Annotated in this window: 22 protein-coding genes; 8 read left to right on the forward strand and 14 right to left on the reverse strand. The window is 40.5% G+C overall.

From position 1 onward, the window contains the following. Positions 1–3: 3 nt before the first annotated feature. Positions 4–4554, reverse strand: coding sequence for a glutamate synthase large subunit (gltB, locus tag PQ477_RS18710; RefSeq protein WP_274272682.1), 4551 nt, complete (start codon positions 4552–4554; stop codon positions 4–6). Positions 4555–5045: 491 nt separating this feature from the next. On the opposite strand from gltB, the gene PQ477_RS18715 reads away from it, so the two are divergent. The 3 genes from PQ477_RS18715 to PQ477_RS18725 all read left to right on the forward strand — a co-directional run bounded on the left by PQ477_RS18715 (position 5046) and on the right by PQ477_RS18725 (position 8049). Next, the gene (locus PQ477_RS18715) at positions 5046–6011 is read left to right on the forward strand and encodes a toxic anion resistance protein (protein WP_144560479.1); all 966 of its coding nucleotides are present in this window, start codon (positions 5046–5048) and stop codon (positions 6009–6011) included. Between the two features lie 21 nt (positions 6012–6032). After that, positions 6033–6953, forward strand: a complete 921-nt coding sequence (locus PQ477_RS18720) for a hypothetical protein (RefSeq protein WP_144559041.1) — start codon at positions 6033–6035, stop codon at positions 6951–6953. An 82-nt stretch (positions 6954–7035) separates the two neighbouring features. Continuing rightward, positions 7036–8049, forward strand: a complete 1014-nt coding sequence (locus tag PQ477_RS18725; RefSeq protein ID WP_144559042.1) for a DUF2777 family protein — start codon at positions 7036–7038, stop codon at positions 8047–8049. A gap of 20 nt (positions 8050–8069) precedes the next feature. On the opposite strand, the gene PQ477_RS18730 is transcribed toward PQ477_RS18725, so the two are convergent. From PQ477_RS18730 to PQ477_RS18745, 4 genes are read right to left on the reverse strand one after another with little or no spacing between them, the layout of a single operon-like run. Beyond that, a complete protein-coding gene (locus tag PQ477_RS18730) occupies positions 8070–9539 on the reverse strand; it encodes a PH domain-containing protein (protein WP_186370607.1) in 1470 nt (489 codons plus the stop codon). Then, positions 9532–10014, reverse strand: coding sequence for a PH domain-containing protein (locus tag PQ477_RS18735; protein WP_035397923.1), 483 nt, complete (start codon positions 10012–10014; stop codon positions 9532–9534). Before PQ477_RS18735 ends, PQ477_RS18730 begins: the two co-directional genes overlap by 8 nt. Positions 10015–10061: 47 nt before the next feature. Then, positions 10062–10280, reverse strand: coding sequence for a hypothetical protein (locus PQ477_RS18740; RefSeq protein ID WP_035397925.1), 219 nt, complete (start codon positions 10278–10280; stop codon positions 10062–10064). Positions 10281–10293: 13 nt separating this feature from the next. Further along, the gene (locus PQ477_RS18745) at positions 10294–11409 is read right to left on the reverse strand and encodes a conserved virulence factor C family protein (RefSeq protein ID WP_144559044.1); all 1116 of its coding nucleotides are present in this window, start codon (positions 11407–11409) and stop codon (positions 10294–10296) included. 146 nt (positions 11410–11555) lie between these two features. Between PQ477_RS18745 and PQ477_RS18750 the strand changes: the two genes are divergently transcribed. Continuing rightward, positions 11556–12281: a metallophosphoesterase family protein gene (locus PQ477_RS18750; RefSeq protein WP_035397927.1), complete on the forward strand. Its 726-nt coding sequence runs from the start codon at positions 11556–11558 to the stop codon at positions 12279–12281. Positions 12282–12330: 49 nt separating this feature from the next. Here the strand turns inward: PQ477_RS18750 and PQ477_RS18755 are convergent, their stop codons facing one another. The 6 genes from PQ477_RS18755 to ilvA are packed head-to-tail and all read right to left on the reverse strand — an operon-like array spanning position 12331 to position 16254. Continuing rightward, positions 12331–12738: a TlpA disulfide reductase family protein gene (locus tag PQ477_RS18755; RefSeq protein ID WP_186370608.1), complete on the reverse strand. Its 408-nt coding sequence runs from the start codon at positions 12736–12738 to the stop codon at positions 12331–12333. Between the two features lie 43 nt (positions 12739–12781). Next, positions 12782–13213 (reverse strand): BrxA/BrxB family bacilliredoxin, encoded by a 432-nt coding sequence (locus PQ477_RS18760; RefSeq protein WP_035397929.1) that lies wholly within the window; start codon positions 13211–13213, stop codon positions 12782–12784. Beyond that, positions 13197–13526, reverse strand: coding sequence for a thioredoxin family protein (locus PQ477_RS18765; RefSeq protein ID WP_035397931.1), 330 nt, complete (start codon positions 13524–13526; stop codon positions 13197–13199). The genes PQ477_RS18760 and PQ477_RS18765 overlap by 17 nt, the downstream gene beginning before the upstream one ends. Beyond that, complete coding sequence (rnz, locus tag PQ477_RS18770) at positions 13519–14460, reverse strand: ribonuclease Z (RefSeq protein ID WP_144559046.1); 942 nt, start codon at positions 14458–14460, stop codon at positions 13519–13521. Before rnz ends, PQ477_RS18765 begins: the two co-directional genes overlap by 8 nt. 3 nt (positions 14461–14463) lie before the next feature. Then, a complete protein-coding gene (locus PQ477_RS18775; protein ID WP_035397932.1) occupies positions 14464–14988 on the reverse strand; it encodes a type 1 glutamine amidotransferase domain-containing protein in 525 nt (174 codons plus the stop codon). A 21-nt stretch (positions 14989–15009) separates the two neighbouring features. Beyond that, positions 15010–16254 carry a threonine ammonia-lyase IlvA gene (gene ilvA, locus PQ477_RS18780; protein ID WP_144559047.1) on the reverse strand — a complete coding sequence of 415 codons (1245 nt, stop codon included), beginning with the start codon at positions 16252–16254 and terminating at the stop codon, positions 15010–15012. A 195-nt stretch (positions 16255–16449) separates the two neighbouring features. Between ilvA and PQ477_RS18785 the strand changes: the two genes are divergently transcribed. Further along, the gene (locus PQ477_RS18785) at positions 16450–16647 is read left to right on the forward strand and encodes a hypothetical protein (protein WP_035397935.1); all 198 of its coding nucleotides are present in this window, start codon (positions 16450–16452) and stop codon (positions 16645–16647) included. A gap of 59 nt (positions 16648–16706) precedes the next feature. On the opposite strand, the gene PQ477_RS18790 is transcribed toward PQ477_RS18785, so the two are convergent. Both PQ477_RS18790 and racA read right to left on the reverse strand, forming a co-directional pair. Beyond that, positions 16707–17090, reverse strand: coding sequence for a YppE family protein (locus PQ477_RS18790; protein ID WP_035397936.1), 384 nt, complete (start codon positions 17088–17090; stop codon positions 16707–16709). Between the two features lie 42 nt (positions 17091–17132). Then, complete coding sequence (racA, locus tag PQ477_RS18795) at positions 17133–17657, reverse strand: chromosome-anchoring protein RacA (protein ID WP_035397938.1); 525 nt, start codon at positions 17655–17657, stop codon at positions 17133–17135. 184 nt (positions 17658–17841) lie between these two features. Here racA and PQ477_RS18800 point away from each other — a divergent pair, with 184 nt between their 5' ends. Then, positions 17842–17952 carry a hypothetical protein gene (locus tag PQ477_RS18800; protein WP_035397941.1) on the forward strand — a complete coding sequence of 37 codons (111 nt, stop codon included), beginning with the start codon at positions 17842–17844 and terminating at the stop codon, positions 17950–17952. 29 nt (positions 17953–17981) lie between these two features. On the opposite strand, the gene PQ477_RS18805 is transcribed toward PQ477_RS18800, so the two are convergent. Further along, positions 17982–18884 carry a DUF2515 family protein gene (locus tag PQ477_RS18805; protein ID WP_274272683.1) on the reverse strand — a complete coding sequence of 301 codons (903 nt, stop codon included), beginning with the start codon at positions 18882–18884 and terminating at the stop codon, positions 17982–17984. Positions 18885–19046: 162 nt separating this feature from the next. On the opposite strand from PQ477_RS18805, the gene recU reads away from it, so the two are divergent. Further along, the gene (recU, locus tag PQ477_RS18810) at positions 19047–19640 is read left to right on the forward strand and encodes a Holliday junction resolvase RecU (protein WP_060705309.1); all 594 of its coding nucleotides are present in this window, start codon (positions 19047–19049) and stop codon (positions 19638–19640) included. Positions 19641–19660: 20 nt separating this feature from the next. Further along, complete coding sequence (locus PQ477_RS18815) at positions 19661–22339, forward strand: penicillin-binding protein 1A (RefSeq protein WP_274272684.1); 2679 nt, start codon at positions 19661–19663, stop codon at positions 22337–22339. Positions 22340–22361 lie beyond the last annotated feature (22 nt).

Raw genomic sequence — 22361 nt, forward strand, 5'->3', positions numbered from 1 at the left:
CTATTAAACATTTGATAGTTTCGTTATTTTTTCATCGAAGGCAGCGAGTGCCGCTTCATCATCATTTAATCCTTCTTGCTTGCGACGCTCAATGGCAGAAAGCATTTGCTTGTAATCTTTAGGAATAATTTTCACGAAATGCTGTTTCTGCTCTTCCCAATTTGCAAGAATCATCTCTCCATGGGTGCTGTTTGTAAAATAAACGTGCTCTTCAATAAGCGATTTCACCAACGTTTCATCATTTGCTGCTAACGATTCCAGCAGAATCATTTCATGGTTGCTTTTTTCCGCAATTGATGTATCTAGGTCATACACATAAGCTGTTCCACCGGACATACCAGCTGCGAAGTTTTTGCCGACATTACCTAAGTTAATACAAATCCCACCAGTCATATACTCAAGGCCATGGTCACCCATTCCTTCAATCACGACTTTTGCACCGGAATTACGTACGCCAAAGCGTTCTCCTGCTTGGCCTGCGATAAATGCTTTCCCACTCGTCGCCCCGTAAAACGAGGTATTTCCTATAATAACGTTATCTTTCGCTACAAACGTCGCTTCCTTAGGTGGATACACATTGATTTGACCACCTGATAAGCCTTTTCCTGTGTAATCATTGGCATCCCCTTCGAGAGTTAACGTCACACCTTTTGGAATAAACGCGCCAAAGCTTTGACCTGCTGAGCCTGTAAAACGGAATTGAATGGTATGCTCATTTAATCCAGCTGATCCGAAAGCTTTGCTTACCTCACTGCCAACAATCGTCCCAACAACGCGGTCAGTGTTACGAATTGTCGTTTGATACGATACCGTTTCACCTTTTTCAATAGCCAGTTGTGCTTGTTCAAGTAATTCGCGGACGTCAAGAGACTGATCCAATTTATGATTTTGTTCAACTTGTTTTATTTGCTGCTGCTCATTTGTATTTGCTGGACGATATAGCACACTCGATAAATCAATGGAATTTGCTTTCTCATTTGTTGTTACCCGTTGAGTCAATAAGTCAGAGCGGCCAACTAGTTCGTCAATGGTTTTAATCCCTAATGACGCCATAATTTCACGCATCTCTTCAGCGATATACGTCATGAATGTAACAATTTGGTCAGCTTCACCAGTATACTTTTTTCGTAATTCAGGGTTTTGTGTAGCAATTCCAACTGGACAAGTATCTAGATGGCAAACACGCATAACGACACAGCCAAGTACAACAAGTGGTGCAGTCGAAAAAGCAAATTCCTCTGCACCTAATAGCGCAGCAATAACAACGTCTTTTCCTGTCATTAATTTCCCGTCTGTTTCAAGAGTTACTCGGTTACGTAGATTATTTAACAATAAAGTCTGATGGGTTTCTGCAAGACCGATTTCCCACGGTAAGCCAGTATGTTTAATACTCGTGCGTGCTGCTGCACCTGTTCCACCATCATAACCACTAATAATAATCCCGTCTGCACTTCCCTTTGCAACACCCGCGGCAATAGTGCCTACCCCAGTGCCTGCAACAAGTTTTACGCTTACTTTGGCAGAAGGATTCGCATTCTTTAAATCATGAATTAATTCTGCTAAATCTTCTATTGAATAGATATCATGATGCGGCGGCGGTGATATTAACCCTACGCCAGTCGTTGAACCCCTTACTTCTGCAACCCACGGATACACTTTTTGACCAGGTAATTGCCCACCTTCACCAGGTTTCGCACCTTGTGCAACTTTAATTTGTATTTCATCTGCGTTTACCAAATAATGACTCGTTACACCAAAACGACCTGAAGCAACTTGTTTGATAGCACTTCTACGTAAATCACCGTTTTTATCTGGTGTGAAACGAGATGGGTCTTCTCCACCTTCACCAGTATTGCTCTTAGCCCCTAATCGATTCATTGCGATAGCAAGGGTCTCATGCGCTTCTTTAGAAATCGAACCAAACGACATCGCTCCAGTGCGGAAACGCTTAACGATAGACGAAGCTGGCTCAACTTCTTCAATGGAAATAGGTGTCGTTTGTTTAAACGCTAAAAGACCACGTAAAGATGTCTGCTTCTCGTCTTGTGTATTGATTGCACTTGTATAATGTTTAAATAAAGTGTAATCAGCCGTTCGACAAGCTTGTTGCAGCATGTGAATTGTATGAGGATTGTATTGATGCGCTTCCCCATCTCTTCGCCACTGTAAATCATCACCAGAGTCAAGCTGGTCATCATCGCCAGCACGAGTCGTAAATCCACGGCTATGACGAACGAGTACTTCTTTTGCAATGTCTTTTAACTGAATACCACCAATACGAGACGGTGTCCAAGTAAAATGCTGATCGATTACATCTGGGTGAATGCCGATTGCTTCAAAAATTTGTGCTCCTCTATAACTATGAATCGTTGAAATCCCCATTTTTGATAGTACTTTCATTAGTCCTTTTGTTATACCGTTCACATAACGGCTACACGCTTCAACATAATGGTATTCTGTCAACAATTCTTCTTGAATCCATTCGTCAATTGTATCAAATACAAGATAAGGATTAATGCCCTCCGCTCCGTAACCGATTAACAAAGCATGATGATGAACCTCTCTCGGTTCTCCTGATTCAATAAGTAAACTGACGTCTGTTCGTTTCCCTGTACGAATAAGATGATGGTGCAGACTCGACACCGCTAATAATGCAGGAATCGGTGCTTCATCAGCTGATACATCTCGATCACTTAAAATAAGGAGGGTTTTCCCTGCCTCAATCGCTTGATCTGCTAGCGTACATAGTGTTTTTAAACCTTCTGCTAGCCCTGCTTCATTAGCTGGAAAAAGCATAGGGATCGTTTCAGCTTCAAATCCAGCTAGTTGATTGGAGCGCAATTTTGCTAATTCTTCATTATTTAAAATAGGTGTAGGTAAGTGGATATGCTGACAGCTTTCTTTTTTAGGATCTAATAAGTTTCCTTCTTTTCCAATTGTCGTTCCTTGCGCTGTTACCACTTTTTCCCGAATGGCATCAATAGGTGGATTCGTCACTTGCGCAAATAGTTGCTTAAAATAATTGTACAAAAGTTGAGGCTTCTTTGAGAGCACCGCCAGTGGCGAATCATAGCCCATCGAACCAACTGGATCATTTTCTTCTTTCACAAGGGGCATCATCATTTTATTTAACTCTTCGTACGTATAGCCAAAAATAAATTGACGTAAGCGGATGTGCTCAAATTCTGTTTCTGGAACGTCTGCTGTTTCTAAAACATCATCAATATGGCGTAACCCATCACGCACCCATTCTTCATAAGGATGTTCAGTGGCAATGGATTGTTTAATTTCTTCGTCAGGAATAAGACGCCCCTCTTCAAGGTCAATAAGCAATAATTGACCTGGATGAAGACGTTCTTTTTTCACAATGGTGTGAGACGGTAATTCAAGAACCCCTACTTCGGAACTCATCACAATCATGTCGTCAGTTGTTAGATAATACCGTGACGGTCTTAATCCATTTCGGTCAAGGGTTGCACCAATTTTTGTTCCATCTGTAAACACGATTGCTGTTGGTCCGTCCCATGGTTCCATCAGCGTACTATGATATTGGTAAAAAGCTCGCCTCGCTGTATCCATTTGCGCGTTATTCTGCCACGGCTCAGGCACCATCATCATTGCTGCATGTGCAAGGGATCTACCTGACAGCGATAAAAATTCTAACGTGTTGTCAAACATGGAAGAGTCACTACCATCCTGATCAATAATAGGATGTAATTTTTGTAAATCGTTTCCAAACACATGCGTTTCAAATTTCGCTTCACGTGCATGCATCCAGTTAACATTTCCTTTTATCGTGTTAATTTCGCCATTATGGATCATGTAGCGATTCGGGTGAGCACGCTCCCAGCTAGGAAATGTGTTTGTACTAAATCTTGAATGAACGAGTGCCAGTGCGGAAGTAAACATAGGGTCATTCAAATCTAAGTAAAATAGACTTAATTGCGCTGTTGTCAACATTCCTTTATACACAATAGTCCGACTAGAGAAACTAGCAAAATAAAATGAATGCTCTGACGACATATGGACCTCATGTTCAGCTCTTTTTCGAATGACATATAGCTTTCGTTCTAAGTCCACACCTGTCAGACTTGTTTTCGGCGATACAAACAGTTGTTCAATAACTGGCATAGATTGCAAAGCCGCATTTCCGAGGGAAGACGAATCAGTAGGAACATCGCGCCACTGAATAAGATCAACTTCTTCTTCTGCTACGATCGCTTCAATTTGTTTTTTCACTTCCGCTCTCGTTTGTTTATGCCGAGGAAGGAAGACCATGCCAACAGCATATTCGCCTTTTTCCCTTTGAATAAATCCTTTTTCACGAAAAAACTCATGTGGGATTTGTGTTAAAATTCCAGCGCCATCTCCAGTGTTTTCTTCGTCTCCTTGACCACCACGGTGTTCGAGGTTTTCAAGTAAAAGAAGCGCATCCTTTACTGTTTTATGTGTCGCTTTTCCCTTTACATTAGCTAAAAAACCAATGCCGCAGTTATCATGTTCAAAATTCGGATCGTATAACCCTTGTTTTTTTGGTAAGTATGGGACTCGCATGGTTTCACCCTCTCTCTTATAAACTCTCTCCAGTAAACATTTTTTTGTTTAGCACATCGTAACGCACATATTCACAAGTTAAAATTGTATAAAAACCAAAACAATCGCATAAAAATTCACGATTGCTTACTAAAAGAATTGTCCGTCATGGAAACACAAGTGTGCAAAGACGAACATTTTGAAATAACCTAAAAAAATTATTCTGTGTTTGAAGTTTAGCGATTTTTTTGTTATTCGTCAAGATTGAAGTGCATTTTTGTTAAGATAATTCCCGATTTACCTGCAAATAAATTGCTTAACATTGCATTTTCGTTCATAATAGAAAGATAAAAAATGAAACGTTTTTCATTCCATTTCGTATTTAAAGAAAACGAAACTATTAACCTGCTGGAGGTTCCACTATGAGTGATAAATCATTACAAAATCATAACCAAGACGAAGCATTACAGTCTTCTGAAGGTATAGACAACCAATCATCAAATCTTCCATCAATGGAAAGTGAAACGGATTTAAATGACCTGTTAAAAAAGCTCGACACCTTAGGAGAAGCAGAGCAACGTGAAGCTGGTGAATCGTTAGAAGCATTAAAACGTCCTGTTCGAGAAATGATGGGTGATGAATCAAATACATTGCCAAAACAACTACATGAACTGCGAGAAGTTGTCGGGCAGCTTGAGCCTGACCACCTAAAAGATTCACAAATGAAGAAACTGTTTAATCGCCTTATTCGCCGTAACCCAATTGAACAATACGTTCGACGCTATCAAACTGTTGAAGCACAAGTTGATCACATTGTAGAAGGTTTGTTGACAGGAAAAGATAAGCTCCAAGAAGATAACGTTATGTTGAAAGAACTAAAAGTTGTCGCAAGAGAGCGGATCGGTAATTTAAACGAACAAATCACTATGGGTAAAGAACTGCATGCAATGCTTGAAAAAGAGATGACGTCAGAAAAATGGGCTGACAATGCCAACGAATTGAAAAAAGGTCAGCTAAAAGTGACTACGCGAATGAAAAACATGCAGCAAGCCGTTATGGTGTTGCAGCAATCTCTTGCATCTGTCGATCTTATAATGGAAAATAATGAAAAGCTTGAGGAAGCCATTTTTAATGCGATTACGATGACGAAGAATATTATTACAGTGACAGCTTCTATTCAGCTCGCGTTAACGAATCAGAAAAAGGTTATTTCTGCTGTACAAAATGTTAATCAAGCAACCGAGTCTATGTTGCTATCAAATGCTGAACTGTTAAAACAAAATACAGAAGAAACGCTCAAAACGTTAGAAGAGCCTGCGATTGCCCTTGATGCATTCCGTAAAGCATACGATAATGTCTACAAAGCCATCGAACTTACGGAAGAATCAAATGAGCGTATTGTTTCAAGCGGCAAGCAATTTATAGAAGAAATGGATAAATTAAACTCAGAAATGCAAACGAAATTGTTAAATCGCTAAAACTGCAGGAGGTAGAGATGTGTGAAATTCTTTTCTACGACAGGACTACTTGATTTCTTCACACCTGCTTATAAGCGGCCTGTTGATGATCATATTATACAAGACGAGACAACGACTCGCTTAATAAACGATACGGAACGATTATTAAAACGAATGACTGAAAACGCAACGGGTAAAAATGAACGAAAAAATATTCGGCGTCGTCAGAAAGACTGGGATATTCGTGTCAAAATTAATTACAACTATATTCGTCTTATTGTAGCCGACACAAAAAACTCCCGTTCCCCCATTCATAAACGATTACGAATTGTTTGTTACCGAAAGTATATTAAATCGTCAAATGGAATGGGTAAAATTAAAGAAGCTACGATTCATTATTTAAAAGATGGGCGGACGCATGTACGCTCTCTCTTGAACGTCTCACACTTTAAAGGCATATTATACGGTATTCATCAATTAGACCTAGCGTATGTTGGAACAAAATCAACAGAAGTTTCACTAGAACGATTGAGTGGTCATGAGCAACAGTTGAAAAGTGAACACGCAAATGACATTCGTGTGCTCGTGCAGGAAGCTAAGCGCTATGTACAGGCAATGGACACCCTTTCGATTGATCCTATGCTCGATAATCGCTTGCAACGTATTTTAACCCATGTCGGCAAACTTGAAGATGATTTTCAGTTATTTGATTTTGAAGACAAACACACTGTTCGTCGATTGTTACGAGAAGACATCCCTAATTTAATGGGGGCATTCTTTGCACTATCTAAACAAAATCAACTTGAACAACGTGACAACGTCTTTGTATCCCTTTCTAAAATGGAATTATCACTTATCCGTCTACTAGAAGAACTTGAGAAAACGAAAATTGAGCGGATGAACCATGTGATGCGCTTACAAGAATTACGCTATGGTGCTACTGAGAAGCTGAATGACGAATAACGATTTAAGCGCTACACTTGCAGGAGTGTGGCGCTGTTCGTTATAATAGCAATAAGATTTTAATGATAAAGGTGAGGATGAAATGGATCGATATGAAGCGCAACAACAAATTGGCAGCCTTCTCGTCATCGATCTCGGTGAAAAGGGAACTTACTTAGGTGAGCTACTATCGGTACTAACCGAGCCAAAAAGACCGTGGCGCGGACGCATTCAAATTAAATCTGTCGTAACGCTGCCTGAATTTATTTTTCAAAAAGAAACGATCGCCATTCATGAAATTCCTTATTCGGAAGATGATGTTGATACATTTGCTAGTCAATATTTAAAAGCAAGGTCGCCGCATATTCATGTGGAGTCCTATATTGATTCGATCTTAACGGACTTAAAAAAACGTCACATCCGGTTGAAAAATAGCGGTGCGCCTTCATCTGTAGAGCTTGAAGCACTGGAAGTCTATATTAAAACAATGACGAGTCAAAAGCGTAAAAAGAACCGACTTGTAACAAGTGATCAACAAGATCAAGAGCAAGCCCCATCGTTCGTTGAATATACCTTCCATGTAAAAGGTGACCATTATTTTCTGCAGGATCATAAAGGCGAACAACTTCCGTTGACTGTTTCTCATTTTCATTACACTTGGAACCAACAAGGTCAGCTTGTCACTGGTCGTTACGAAGGTGACGGTATTTTTATTCGAGAGAACGGTAGCCGCTTCATTCCAAATGAAGGTGACTTCATTCTAATTGATAAAGAACAGTTTAATCCGTACTCTATTTTCCGAACAGAATTAGAGCCAGCTGCCTTACAAGGCTTTGAGCACAACTTGGCTATGCATCATGTATCTCATAAAGACTTGATTCATTGCTATAACGCTCTTATTGATCAACTTTTTCATTCTGAATCAACGACAACGTTTCGAGGGGTTAATTTTTTAACCTATCAAACCGATGATCAGTTTGTTTTAGTTCAGCATCATTTTAAAAGGGAGCTTCGTTCACAGCAGCACCAAACAAAAGACACTGTCTACGATCGGTTTGAATTTACGACGGATAAAGGAAAACGAACGATCGCCCTTTATACAAATGCTTACCAATAAAAAGTGTAGCCCTCAGGGGACTACACTTTTTTTGTTGAATCATGGCTATTTTGATAAGAATACCATTTATATAGTTCGTCACTCGTATTTTGACTAATATCTTTTACTGCAAAAGACTTTCCTGCCATACTTGATTGCACGTTTAATTCAAACGTTGCTAATTCTTTACGCTTTTGTAGCCAAGAAACTTGTTTCGCAATGGACTGAATTTTCCTTTTCCGTGAAATGATTAAGGCTTGCCCGATTGTTCGATAGCGTAGCCAGACAAATTCTCCTTGCGCACCGGCACCCGCATCTTTGTATTGAAACCAAGCTAGAATGCTTGCTACAGCGATAACAATAAGTCCAAGAGAACCGATCCAACCCCAGAGGTACACTGCGCCAGCTGTTAACAACACGGGGAGCACCAGCATGCGGATAAAGAAGCGTTTCGCCGCGCGTGAAGGAGCTGCAGTTAAAGGCGTTTCAATGGCATAGTCAGGGACGATCGTTTCCAAAAAATCGTGTAAATCCCTTTTATGAATGAGGGGCACGAGTAAGGTCGATCCTTGTTCATTGTTATTACCTCCTCCTGCCGACTCCACATACACAGAAACAAAACCAAATGGCTGTCGGATAACACTTCGAATGACTCGAATCGCTGTAATCCGACTGTACGCTAATGTTAATTGCCGTTTTTCTAACAATCCTCTTTGAATAACCATCTCTTTATCGTAAGTTTCAATATGAAAGTTTCCATAGGTAACAATAGTAATAATGCTTGAAATAAACCACGAAAGAATAAGAACAATGATGGCCATTCCAATTAACAACAACATACTTAAACTAACGACTGTTTCAACTGTATCTTCATAAATGGAATCCGGAATAAATTGAGCCGTTTGCGAAAGCAACGCAACAACAGCAGATAAAACCAGACCAACACTACTTGAGGTGAGCGCAGTGTAAACTAATCGCCTTTTACCTAATTGCCAAACGGTACGGGGGTTCTGTTCGATTTCATCAGACGGCTCTCCCTCACCATCAATTTGTTCTTCTTCTTCGTTGTGACCTGCTGAACGCGGCTCTTTTAATAGAAGCGAGCGAATAGAATCTGCCTCTTTCTTTGTAACAGCAACAAGCTCTACTTCTGCTTCCATTCCACCGCCAGCTGTATCAATATTGACTTTCACAAGTCCAAAAATTCGCTGTAAAACGCCAGCCGAAATATTGATGGCTTGCACACGCTTTTTTTGAATGTATCGTTTTTTCTTGACAAAGATACCTTGTTCCACGTACAGCTCGCCTTCTTCAAGAGAGTAGCGAAACTTATACCAGCTCAGCCAGCTAAAGCCAATCGATACGAGTATTAACCCAGCTAACGCCAGGAAAAAAATCCACAATATCCCTTGAAAAAAAGCCACAATGGCAAACGGAACTGCAATTTGAGTAAGTCCTTTAGCAGCATTGATAAAAATTGCTGCTACATGTTGTCGCTTTAACTCATTCATCTTCATGCACCGATGCAAGGGACGCAATCTGATCTCGTAATGCATCTGCATCTTCCGTATTAAGTGTTGGAATTTGATGAGTTGTTGCGGCTGTTGTAATCGAGACCGCTGCCATTTTGTATCGTCTTAAAATCGGACCTTGCTCTGTATCAACATGCTGCACTCGAACCATTGGCACAAGCGTTCTTCTTACGATTAAAACACCTTGTTGAATATCAATTTCATCGTCAAACACTTCGTATCGAAAACGGTACCATTGAATTGTTGGCCAAATCAAGACACGCGTTACACCATATAGAACAACCAAACCGGCTAACACCCACGTTATCCATGTAAAGAAACGTTCAAATATGTATGCTTGCACAAAAAAGTAGATAACTGGAACAAGGGCAAAAAATAATGTATCAAATAGATTCTGGATGCGCCATACTTGAATCGCTTTTTTTGGTAATCGTAACTCAGGCTGCTTTCGCATGTCATTCCCCCTCTTTTAATAAAGGAATAACATGTCATGATGACATGCTATTCCTCCTCATCGGTAACTTCAGTAATTGTTACACCTTGCTCTTCTAACCACGTTAACAACTGTTTATTTTCTTCCTGATCGTACAATAAGCCAATTGAGGGTACAATCTCGACCTCTTCTAAATGACCTTTGGCTGCATCATCAATAATTTCGACAATGTCCTCTTTACCTTCTCGCTCTAGCTTTTCCCTTAGAGCCGTTATTATCGGTGTCATGGTTTAACTCCTTTTATTTGTTTCGTGCTTCTGTCATTTGTTTCCAAACAGAGCCTTTTGCTTCTTCGCCACCTTGAATACGTTCTAACGCCATTTTGACTTGTAGCGCTACTTCAAATTCAGGGTCATCTTCAGCTGCCTGCAAAGCCGGAATCGCTTCGTCTGTCCCAACTTCATAAAGAAACATAGCAGCACGCCAACGAACAATTTTACTTGAATCTTGTAAAGAAGCTATCATAGCTGGAATCCCTTTTTCTGAACCAATATCAGACATACAATCCCCAGCTGTACGTCGTACCGTTACAGAAGGATCGTTTAACGCTTGTTCAAGAAGAGGTAGTACACTTTCTGTTTCGATCATCCCTAAATACATTGTTGCTAGTCGACGAATTGACGCCTTTTCATCTTGTAAAGCAAGCTCTAATACAGGAAGATCCTTTTCTTTGGGATCCATTTGTTCTAGAGATGCGTATCGGTTACGCCAATCTGGATCTTCAAGCATGTCTTTTGTTACTTCTTTAAAACGTGCAGCAAACGCTTCTGCGGCTTCTTTTTCTCCTTGGGCAAGCTTCACTAAGCTATCTAATCGAGTTTCTGAATAAGCCGCTTCTAACTCCGCTGTTACTTCATCAGCCACCTGCTCTAGCTCACCATAACGAGGCGCTTGGTCGTCCCATTTCCGCTCAAGCACGACGTTATCCCCTTCTTGTTCAGCATTTCCAATCGCTTGCACAAAGCGTTCAGGTAACGCTCTTCTTACTTCTCTTTCATCGTCCGTTACTTTTACTTGCATAGGAATTCCTTTAAACATCTGTACTTGAACACGGACTTCACCAAAGCCTTCTTGAACAGCCGCTTCTTGATTGTGATCTGAGGCTTCGCCAAATAACGCTCGAATTTCTGGTAAGACCACTTTCCAATCTGCTTTTGGAAGCCGATCAACGGCTAAAAAATCACCAACATGAAAAACGGCTTTTATGCCTTCTACAGCTAGTATAGCTTGAATAAATGACGGTGCTTGATCTTTATTTTTCTCGCTATACGTGGTGCTAGCTCCGTCATGCGCTTCACTTAAATTTAATTTCATCGTATTTGGACTAGGTGTCGGTTCAATGGAACGAATATGCATACGTACGTTTCCTCCTTGAGGCTTTATTCTCAGCTAAATTTTAACATGACTACTGTGCCTTTACCAGTCGAACGCCTCTCTCTATCATTCTAGTTCCCTAACTACTGGTCCATCTGTTACAATACAAGAAAGGAGGCTTCATAACGATGAGATTTGCTTTTTTATCAGATATCCATGGTAATGCAACAGCTTTGGAAGCGGTTTTAAATGACTTGCAAGGACAACAGATTGATCAGATTTACATACTTGGTGACCTTTGTTTTAGAGGTCCTGAACCAAAGCGTGTGCTTGAGCTTGTTCAAGGCTCTGGAGCAAAAGTTCTAAAAGGCAACGCAGATGAATGGTTAATTCGAGGATTTAAAGACGGAGAAATCCCGAAGGAACGTCTTGAACTGTTTCAAAAAGAGAGAGACTGGACGTTAAGCCGTTTAGATCAAGAAGATCTTGACTACTTAAAAAACCTTCCAACAGAGTTTCTTATTGACGATGGGCAAGATTTAATCGTTCACGCCTTTCACGCAACACCAGCTAGTTTATTTGATGCAGTCCCAGTTGATGACTCTGCTAAAATTGAAAATGACATTATGATTCGCGATGAAGCAGATATTTACATTTATGGACATACGCATCATCCTTATATTCGGAGTATCCACGGCAAAAATGTTGTTAACACTGGTTCAGTAGGGATGCCTTTCGATGGTCATCCACTCTCTTCCTATGTCATTATTGATATCGAAGACGGGAATCATTCCATTCAATTAAAACGTGTTCCGTACAACCGAGAGCATGTTGTAGAAATTTATAAGCAAAGCGGCTATCCGAACATTGAAGAAATGGGTGCCGTTGTCTACTACGCAGTTCAGCCAAAATAAAACAAGAATAGACTTAGCTTTCCTTTTATGGACAAGCTAAGTCTATTTTTTAAACAATGGTTGTTAAACTAGCCATAATGGAGGCCATCGAAGTATTTTCTCCGAACGTATTCGTAACGCGTAGTTCTTTATTTAACAATACAGTTGTTGGTACCCCTTCACAGCCAAACTGATCGTAAACAGTTGTTCCTTCATCTTTTAGCACGAGGAACTGGTGATTGTGCTGTTTGAGCCACTCTTGCAAATCGACTTCACCTTCACGCCCTGTTACATTGATAGTAACAAAACAAAGTTGATTCTCGTCCATCGTTTGATAGAGCGGTCTTTTAGCAGCTAGATCTTTATAAGAATCTGGGCACCAAGACGTCCAAAAGGTGAGCATGACTGGACGCCCGTTTGCCTCTTTTTTCAATTCCCAACGATCTCCAGTACGTAATTCGTTTAATTCGAAATTCATAAAAACACCTCTAAGAAAAAAACGTTCTCTGTAAAAAGAACGTTTAACAATGTTCGTTGTATGCTGTCGCCAAGTTACGAATAATGGCTTCAGGTTCTGCTCCTTCGATCTCTTCTCTAGGAATAAAATGAACCACTTCATTTCCTTTTAGCAATGCCATTGAAGGAGATGATGGCGCATACTCTGGAAACTTCGAGCGCATCTGCGCTGTCGCGTCCCGGTCTTGACCTGCAAATACGGTAACAAGTTGGTCAGGTGTTCGATCATGTTTTAATGAATAAATTGCTGATGGACGTGCAAGTCCTGCCGCACAACCACAAACTGAGTTGATAAACACAAGGGTTGTTCCTTCTGCATCAGCCATAAACGCATCCACTTCATCAACTGTTTTTAATTCTTCAAAGCCAGCGTCCGTTAATTCTTTCCGCATCGGTAAAACGACTTGGCGCATATATTCTTCATATGCTGTTGACATTAGTAGTAACCTCCTTTAAATGGTGCTGCAAATCGATAACAGATTTAAATTGATACGATAAGCGCCTATTTCTTCCATCTTTATAATAAATCATCGCTGGTACACTTTCAATTCGATTGCTCATCGCAAATTCAGGCGCTAGCTGTAGATTAAGTTTTAAAATAGGTTGCGTAAACTCTTGAAGGCTCTCAACAACGTGAAGCATTTGTTCTGCCACTTGACACGTACCACAAAATGGTGAGGAAACATAAACCCAACCTGTCCAGTTCTGTTGTAGGCGCTTGTTAAGCTCCACAATGGAAGTTTCAATCATGAGTTGTTAATTCACCTTTCTTAGATAAGTTCAATACAAGCATATCTTCTGCCACAATAACTGAAGAGAATGCAGCCTTAGCCTCCTGAAGATAAAACAGTTCATTTTGGGCATAACGTGATGAGATGTGGGTTAAAACAAGGTGTTTTACACCGGCCGAAGTCGCTAACTTTGCCACATCTTCAATAGTTGAATGTCCAAAGTCACCTGCATGGGCTTGATGATCGGAAGCAAATGTTGCTTCATGAACAAGTACATCGGCTTCTTTTGCCTGTACACTCACTTCCTCCACAGGGGCCGTATCTCCACAAATAACGACCGTTCTACCTTTTATCGGTTCCTCAACGTATCGGGAGCCGTCAAGCCACTCTCCATTTTCAAGCTGTACATGCTCACCCTTTTTAATTGCCGCATACAAAGGTCCAGGGGAGATGCCTTTTTCGCGTAATGCTTCTACATTCAGCTTGCCAGGCTTTGCTTTTTCTTCTATACGGAAGCCAAAACTTTGAACCGGGTGTTGTAAGGAAAACACCGAAATGGCACAGTCTTCGTGTTCAAATTGACAAGAACCAGCTAATTCAACAATCGTAAACGGGTATTTTAAAACCGTATTCGTTGCCGCTAAAGAGTGCTCAATATACGCTTTAATCCCTTTCGGGCCATATATCGTTAATGGAGTCTTCCCACCTTGAAAAGAACGACTACTTAACAATCCAGGCAATCCATACACGTGATCACCGTGAAGATGGCTTATAAAAATTGTCGAAATTGCCGGTATTGACAATGCTGAGTGAAGAAATTGGTGCTGTGTTGCTTCTCCACAATCGAATAACCAAACGCCTCTTTTTTGTTCTAAAAACCGTAAAGCAAGTGCACTAACGTTTCGTTTTTTTGCCGGAACACCTGCCCCTGTTCCTAAAAAATGAAATTCCATCGTTTACTGTTCCGCCAACTTATCCGCAAATGCTTTAGCATAGGGTGGCAAATCCGGCGGTCGTCTGCTTGAGATAATATGGCCATCACCGATAACAGCCGTATCGTGCCACGTAGCTCCTGCATTCACCATATCGTCTTTAATGCCTGGAGTGCTTGTCACATTTCTCCCTTGTAAAATATTAGCAGAGATTAATACCCAGCCAGCATGGCAAATTTGTCCGATTGGCTTTTGATCTTGATCCATTTCCTTGACAATGGATAGCAACGTTTCATAGCGACGTAACTTGTCTGGTGCCCATCCACCTGGAATCAAGATACCGTCATATTGGGAAGCTTGCACTTCATCAAATGCGTACGCCGCAGTTGCCGGCACTCCATATTTACCGATATATGTCTTTCCTTTTTCTTGTCCAACAAGATCGACAATGGCGCCTTCTTCTTGTAAGCGGAGAATCGGATACCAAAGTTCTAAGTCTTCAAATTCTTCATCTACCGCGGCTATAATCTTCTTTCCTTTTAACCTCATATTATCACCTCTTCTTACCATTTAAATTAATAATGAAAATAGACTTTCATTTTTATTTACTTCTTCGTAACCGAACCCTAGCTCGTCCATTCGCTGAATGAGCCCCTCATAATCTTTATTCGATTTTAATTCTATACCGATTAACACCGGTCCGCTTGACTTATTATTTTTCTTTGTATATTCAAAACGAGTAATATCGTCTTCAGGTCCAAGTACATAAAGAATGAATTCTTTTAATGCTCCGGCTCGTTGAGGAAACTCAATAATAAAGTAATGCTGTAGTCCTTCATATACGAGGGAACGTTCACGTATTTCTTCCATACGGCCAATATCGTTATTTCCCCCACTGACTACGCAAACGACAGATTTCCCTTTTATTTTATCAGCATAAAGATCAAGAGCTGCAATTGGCATCGCTCCAGCAGGCTCGGCAACAATCGCATTTTCATTGTACAGTTTTAGAATCGTCGTACAGATTTTTCCTTCGGGGACTAAAATAATATCATCTAAATACTGTTTACAGATGTTGTACGTTTTCTCACCGACACGCTTTACCGCAGCTCCATCTACAAACTTATTAATTTCAGGAAGCTCTACTACACCACCTTGCTTAATCGCTTCCTTCATAGATGCGGCGCCAGCTGGCTCACAGCCAATCATTTTTGTGGCTGGACTAATGCTTTTAATATATGTAGAAATGCCACTAATCAATCCGCCACCGCCAATAGATGAAAAGATATAATCAGGGGTTTCTTCCATATCATTTAATATCTCCAAACCAACCGTTCCTTGCCCAGCAATAATATGGTCTTGATCAAATGGATGAATAAACGCCAAATTATGCTCGTCACGGTAACGCATGGCCTCTGCATAGGAATCATCAAACGTATCGCCCGTTAATCGAACATCAACATAATCTCTGCCGAAAAATTCTACTTGCGCGACTTTTTGCTTCGGCGTTGTTGACGGCATAAAAATGACACCTTTAATTTTTAATGCTTGGCAAGAATACGCAACACCTTGGGCATGATTTCCTGCACTTGCACATACAACACCAGCGTCTAATTCTTCTTTTGAAAGCGAAGAAATTTGGTAATACGCCCCTCGAATTTTAAAGGAACGGACGACTTGAAGGTCTTCGCGTTTTAAATACACCGTACAGCCGTATCGCTCTGAAAGCACTTGATCCTTTTGCAATGGCGTATGAGTAATAATGTCTTTAAGCATTTGATTTGCTCGAATAATATCTTGTAGGGTTGTCGCCATTCTACTACGTCCTTTCAGCTTAAACATTTACACATAAAATACATCTTATAATGAAATAATCTTACCATAGTGTCGTTCAAATAGAAATGGAATAGTGCGCTTGCACAAGGAGCCGTCATCTTTTATAATAAGAAGTGTGAACGTTTGCACGTCCTATACATAGTTAAAAACCGTCAATAAAAAGGAGGTTATGTCGTGTTCAAAAAAAGCATTGTTGCTCTTATTATGATTGCTATTTTATCTGTTCTTGTCTATGAACCAACTGCTTTAGCTGCCGCTGCAGAGGCTAGTGAAGGCGATAGTCCGGATACGATGTTACGATGGACGCTAAATATACTGTCTATTGCTACTCTAGGATTTTTATCGTATTTAATTATTTTTGACCGTAATTAATCCAATTAAGCGATCTTAATTGGATTTTTTAGCGCAAAAAACCATCCGACTAACGATCGTTAGTCGGATGGTTTTGTTGTCTGCGCTAGCTTAATTTCTTCTAAAACCGTATCCAGCACAAACGTAACAGATTTAAACGTCTCTCGTTGTCTTCTCATGCCAGAGGATGGATAAAAAGACTTTATAGCGACAACATCTAAGTTTTCAACAGTTTGTTCAACTTGGCTCACATGGACAAGCTTTGTATAATGCTGCATAAGAAACGGCTTCACTAAGCTCGCCCATTCTTGTGCCAGCGGCTGCACTTGATCAGCAAAGGGCTTTACTTTCCCATAAAAATCAACTTCATAATTAGAATCCTTTTTTACAACGTTTATATAAAACGCTTCTGCCTCTTTCGTAAGCGCACGTAGCGCTTCTGTGGTCTGTTTTAACCTATCCATTCGTAACACCTCGACTGTTAGTGTAGCAAGGAATAACGAATTTTAAAAGCTAAAAAAAGACAAAATGGCTTTCCATGTCCGATGGGGATAGCGCCTTGGCTCTTTATACGACCTACCAGTATCATCGTTCTCTTGTTGATAGCGCTCTTCCATTTGTATTAAGCGATTTTCAAGCCGATCCAATACTTTCATCATATCGTCTAGTTCTGAGCGATGCTTTAAAAGCTGATAGCTAACAACATCATCTGCTTTCGTCTCTAATCGTTGCTCTAGAACGTGAACTTGTTGGTACATTTGCTCTAATTTTGCATCATATTGCTTTTTTGGAACCGATGGGATACGCTTTTCTTTCTCTTGCTTAGAATCAAGTGAAATGTCTTTTAACTTCTTCCCTGCTCGTAATTGTTCCTGTATGGCGCGAAATAATGGTAAATGTTCATCTGTATATAAGAAATGTCCCTGTTCATTCACATCGCACGAAATTTTAAAGAACTTTGTCCAGCGTTGAATGGTCGTTGGATTGACGCCTAGCTCCATTGATACTTCCTTTGTTTTATAGCTCGCCATGTTCGGTTCACTCCTCAACATATTATCGTTGCTATACACATTCTCTCTTCACTTTGTTATTCCTACAAGGCTGACAAAACTAGTTTTCATTCAACAAAGATTGTAGGAATCCGTTTTATCCGCATTTATTCGACGGATAATTTGCGATTTGTTGCCTCATACTGTTGCTAAGGGGGTGATTTTGTTGAAAGAGAAAAAACAACGACAAAAAGAATCAAAGAAAACAACGAAAAGAGAGCATACTACTTCGGAATTAGACAAAAAACTTGGTGGTCCAAATCGACCAGCGGAATAAATAAAAAAAGCTGTTTCACACAGCTTTTTTTATTTGTCTTTCTTTAGCCAGTTCAAACAAGCCAATTCCATTTGTGCAATGTATGGGTTAATTGTTTTGGGCTTACATACTTCTAAAGGCGTAAAAAGCCGCTCCACTTTCTCCGGTTGCCTCGATTCATACCAATCAGTTGGCTCAACGTTAGCATGTGAACAACGTGGATAAACAACACGAAGGGGCAAACTTTTTTTCACAGCACCATAATCCCCTCTTGAGCCAGTCGGTTCTACTTCATCCATAAATTGATGAAATTGATACTGTAGCGTTGGATGATACAGTAGATGTGCTAATCGTTTCCCTAGTTCAATTCTTTTTATCGGATTTGCAAAGTCTTTAACGCATTCACCATACATTGTTTTCCTCGTACATGGCATTTGCGGAAAAAGAACATGGCTAAAATGAAGGTAAGACTCCATTTTATATAAAGCCGATTGAAAAAATGCTTCTACTTTTGACCGTTGAAACAAGTGCTCCTCTACCATCATTTGTTCATTAATAATGAGTGCATTCATAAGACGCCATTCATCTTTTTCTTCAATAAACCGATTCCATTCTCGTAGCATGAATAAAGAAACACCATATTCCTGTAGTGGTAACACATTCCACTTCCCAGTTCGTTTATATTTTTCGTACATCAGTAGCTGAGGATAGGCGTCTCGAAAAATAAGCCAGTTTGCCCGTTCATAAATCCAAGCAATGTTCTGACGTGTTGAACGAGTCAATAAAGACTGAAATGGTTCAGTTGTTAAATCCGTTAAATTCCAGCCTGCATTACGAGACACCATCCCTGCTAAACGTGCCCAACGTATTTCTGGATGCTTACGTCCAAATTGCTCATACGCCTTTGTTCGTGCTATATTGTCAACATTAAAAGTAGCTACTCGTCGATCCATTTCATGTTTTCCCTCATTTTTTCATTAATTTTTCAACAGATCGCGTGTTCTCTTCCGTTACTTTTTTCCATTGTATGTTAAACTATAGATTGGCTTACTAATTACCTTTCCTCGATCTCTTTAAAACCATGCGAACAATTTTACCGGGAAGGTTGTGAGAACTTGTCAATTCAATATCCTAATGGGAAACGCTATCGAACAAAACAAGAAATAAATAAGCCAAGTGCCTCTATTGCTTATGGTGGAAGAGGAATGTCTTTTGAAGCGGACATCGATGAATCGAATCAATTTTACTTAATGAAAGAAAAAGCAGTCATTCATAAAAAACCTACGCCAATTCAAATTGTTCAAGTGGATTACCCAAAGCGAAGTGCAGCGGTTATTAAAGAGGCCTATTTTAAACAAGCGTCTACCACCGATTATAATGGCGTATATAAAGGTCGTTACATTGATTTTGAAGCAAAGGAGACAAAAAATAAGACGTCATTCCCTTTGCAAAATATCCATTCACATCAAGTCGATCATATGCGAACGGTTGTTCAACAACATGGAATTTGCTTTTTATTGATCCGGTTTTTCTATACGAAAGAAGTCTACTTGCTCGATGCAACCATGCTGATTTCTTTTTATGATAACCAAAAAGAGCGAAAGTCTATAAAAAAAGCAGATATTGAAACATACGGTCATATTGTTCATACAGGATATCAGCCATTTGTTGATTATTTACGAACGGTCGATGAACTCTATATTAAGTAAGCATCAAAGGGGAGAAAAAGATGGCAGATGAATACAAATCACGCCAAGAGCGAAAAACTGCGCAAACAACAAGTAAAAAAAGTAAAAAGTCAGCTGGAAACGGTGGAAATGGAGGCAATAAGCCAAAAAGGTCATTGCTAAAGAAAATGGTGCTTGCCTGTCTTATTTTGTTCGGTGTCGGCTTAATTGGTGGCGGTGTTGCCGTCGGCGTTATTCTTGCAAACGCACCTGACATTGAAAGAGAAAAGTTACTGCTTCCTCAATCCTTACAAGTACATGATATGGATGATGAGCTTGTGTTCACGTTAACCGGCGGTGAGAATCGTATTAATGCAGACATTAACGACATGCCTGATCACCTTCAAAACGCATTTTTAGCGATTGAAGACCATCGCTTTCGTGACCACTTCGGTGTTGACGTCCGCCGTTTAGGTGGAGCCGTACTTGCCAATCTTCGAGAAGGGTTTGGTGCAGAAGGTGGTTCTACCATTACACAGCAGTTAGTGAAGAACTTATTCCTTTCACAAGATAAACAGTTAACAAGAAAAATTCAAGAAGCGTATTTAGCGATACAGCTTGAACGAATGTACTCAAAAGACGAGATCTTAGAGATGTACTTAAATCAAATTAACTTAGGCCCATCTGCAGGGTACGGAGTTCAGCTTGCTGCTGAAGCTTATTTCGGGAAAGATGACTTACAAGACTTAACGATTGCAGACGCTGCTGTACTCGCTGCTATTCCGCAACGACCACGTGACTTTGACCCTGTAAGAAATCCAGAAACAAATGAACAGCGTCGTAACGTCGTTATTGACCGAATGGAACGGGAAGGGTTTATTTCAGCTGAAGAAGCTGAAGAAGCACGCAACACAGATATAAATGATCAAATCAATTATACCGAAACAGAAAACTCAGGTTGGTATACATTTTATGATGAAGTGTTAAAAGAGCTTGACGACCTTGGGTTTACAACCGATGAGATTTACCATTCAGGTTTAAAAGTGTATACAACACTCGACACTGAAGCACAGGACTTGGTAGACGCTGTCTTAAAATCTGGTGAGTATGAAGGGTTACCGTTTCCAGACAACGAAGACTTTCGTGTTGGCGTCACTTTACTTGATACGAAATCAGGTGCTGTTCGGGCTATGGGAAATGGAACAGAAGAAAATGATGCCCGGGTAAACAACTACGCTTCTATTCAAACGAATCATGGCTCGGTTATGAAGCCACTACTTGGCTACGGACCGGTTATTGAAGAAGAACAATGGTCAACTGGTCATATTATTGCCGATGAGCCTTATAACTATGAAGTTGATGGCTCTCCTGTCAGAAATTATGATAATCAATTTAGAGGCAATATGCGCATGCGGCAAGCATTAGCCGATTCACGAAACATCCCTGCTGTAAAAGCACTAAATGAAGTTGGACCAGATGCAGCTTTTGAGTTTTTGGAACGAATGTTTACGCCTAACTCTAACGGTAATAATGAATCCGGTGTTCTTGGGACAGCAGAAGGATCGACAAAAGAAATTGCCGCAGCATATGCTGCCTTCGGAAACAACGGTGCTTATACTGATCCGTACACGATTCGTAAAATCGTCTATCCAGATGGACGCGAAATTGACGTTCAGCCTGAAACAGAACAAGTAATGGAAGACTACACTGGTTATATGGTTACGGATATGTTGAAATCAGTGATGACAGATGGAACCGGTACAAGTGCACAAGTGCCAAATGTGCCCATTGCTGGAAAAACTGGTACAGCAAACTTTACCAATGATGAATTTGCCAACCTTAATGTAGCACCAGGTGATGGAGCATTCCCCGCCTCTGCTTTTACTGGTTACAGTACAGAATATACGTTGTCTACTTGGATTGGCTTTACCGATCGACGTGGAGATAATTATTTAACAAACGACCACAATCAAATTACGCGTACTATTTTCCGCCATATTATGACGGGAGTCCACCAAGGGGTTCAAGCATCTGACTTTACAATGCCAGATTCGGTGGAACGTATTAGCGTTGAACGTGGAACAGGACAGTTACCAAGTGCAGGTACACCAAGTAGCGAAATTGTCTCTGAGTTATTCGTGCGTGGAACAGGACCTTCTCAAGTATCGGAAGAGTTTGCCCAAGATATTCCTGACCCAAGCGGACTTGATTACAGTTACGATGAAGACGCTGGCACACTAACCTTCTCTTGGTCCTACCCTGCTGATTTATTAGATAATGTTGAGTTTGAAACCTCTATTAGTTCAGGTTCATTAGATGTTTCACCAGATTCGTTAACTGCTACTGTTAGCGGCGTAAGTCCAGGAAGCTATACCTTTAGCATCCGTGCCCGAGCAACTGACGGAACGAGTGGTGCCAGTTCCTCGGTTTCAATAACCGCTACAATTGAAGACGAAGAAGAGAATGAAGAGGAAGAAGAAATTGAAGAGGAAGAAGAAATCGAAGAGGAACCACCAGAAGAAGAAGAGCCATCTCAAGATGAAGATAGTAATGGCGATGACACGAACGGTGAAAACGACAATGGTTCAACAGATGATGACTCTTCTAATGAAGACTCTTCCCCAGATGATGGTTCAAGCGATGGTGACGATACAGGTTCTGGAGAGCCAGCTGATCCTGGGAACGAAACGGGTGATACGGATTCAAACACTGACCAACAAGATACAAATGAAGATGATTAAGAATAGCAAAAAGCATAGGGGT

Origin of the sequence: Shouchella hunanensis (assembly GCF_028735875.1) — a bacterium.
GTDB lineage: Bacteria > Bacillota > Bacilli > Bacillales > Bacillaceae_D > Shouchella > Shouchella hunanensis.

Excerpts from the sequence above, each read along its gene's own strand:
- gltB (WP_274272682.1), bottom strand. The coding sequence starts at position 4,554 with ATGCGAGTCCCATACTTACCAAAAAAACAAGGGTTATACGATCCGAAT.
- PQ477_RS18715 (WP_144560479.1), top strand. The coding sequence starts at position 5,046 with ATGGAAAGTGAAACGGATTTAAATGACCTGTTAAAAAAGCTCGACACC.
- PQ477_RS18725 (WP_144559042.1), top strand. The coding sequence starts at position 7,036 with ATGGATCGATATGAAGCGCAACAACAAATTGGCAGCCTTCTCGTCATC.
- PQ477_RS18730 (WP_186370607.1), bottom strand. The coding sequence starts at position 9,539 with ATGAATGAGTTAAAGCGACAACATGTAGCAGCAATTTTTATCAATGCT.
- PQ477_RS18735 (WP_035397923.1), bottom strand. The coding sequence starts at position 10,014 with ATGCGAAAGCAGCCTGAGTTACGATTACCAAAAAAAGCGATTCAAGTA.
- PQ477_RS18740 (WP_035397925.1), bottom strand. The coding sequence starts at position 10,280 with ATGACACCGATAATAACGGCTCTAAGGGAAAAGCTAGAGCGAGAAGGT.
- PQ477_RS18745 (WP_144559044.1), bottom strand. The coding sequence starts at position 11,409 with ATGCATATTCGTTCCATTGAACCGACACCTAGTCCAAATACGATGAAA.
- PQ477_RS18750 (WP_035397927.1), top strand. The coding sequence starts at position 11,556 with ATGAGATTTGCTTTTTTATCAGATATCCATGGTAATGCAACAGCTTTG.
- PQ477_RS18755 (WP_186370608.1), bottom strand. The coding sequence starts at position 12,738 with ATGAATTTCGAATTAAACGAATTACGTACTGGAGATCGTTGGGAATTG.
- PQ477_RS18760 (WP_035397929.1), bottom strand. The coding sequence starts at position 13,213 with ATGTCAACAGCATATGAAGAATATATGCGCCAAGTCGTTTTACCGATG.
- PQ477_RS18765 (WP_035397931.1), bottom strand. The coding sequence starts at position 13,526 with ATGATTGAAACTTCCATTGTGGAGCTTAACAAGCGCCTACAACAGAAC.
- rnz (WP_144559046.1), bottom strand. The coding sequence starts at position 14,460 with ATGGAATTTCATTTTTTAGGAACAGGGGCAGGTGTTCCGGCAAAAAAA.
- PQ477_RS18775 (WP_035397932.1), bottom strand. The coding sequence starts at position 14,988 with ATGAGGTTAAAAGGAAAGAAGATTATAGCCGCGGTAGATGAAGAATTT.
- ilvA (WP_144559047.1), bottom strand. The coding sequence starts at position 16,254 with ATGGCGACAACCCTACAAGATATTATTCGAGCAAATCAAATGCTTAAA.
- PQ477_RS18790 (WP_035397936.1), bottom strand. The coding sequence starts at position 17,090 with ATGGATAGGTTAAAACAGACCACAGAAGCGCTACGTGCGCTTACGAAA.
- racA (WP_035397938.1), bottom strand. The coding sequence starts at position 17,657 with ATGGCGAGCTATAAAACAAAGGAAGTATCAATGGAGCTAGGCGTCAAT.
- PQ477_RS18805 (WP_274272683.1), bottom strand. The coding sequence starts at position 18,884 with ATGGATCGACGAGTAGCTACTTTTAATGTTGACAATATAGCACGAACA.
- PQ477_RS18815 (WP_274272684.1), top strand. The coding sequence starts at position 19,661 with ATGGCAGATGAATACAAATCACGCCAAGAGCGAAAAACTGCGCAAACA.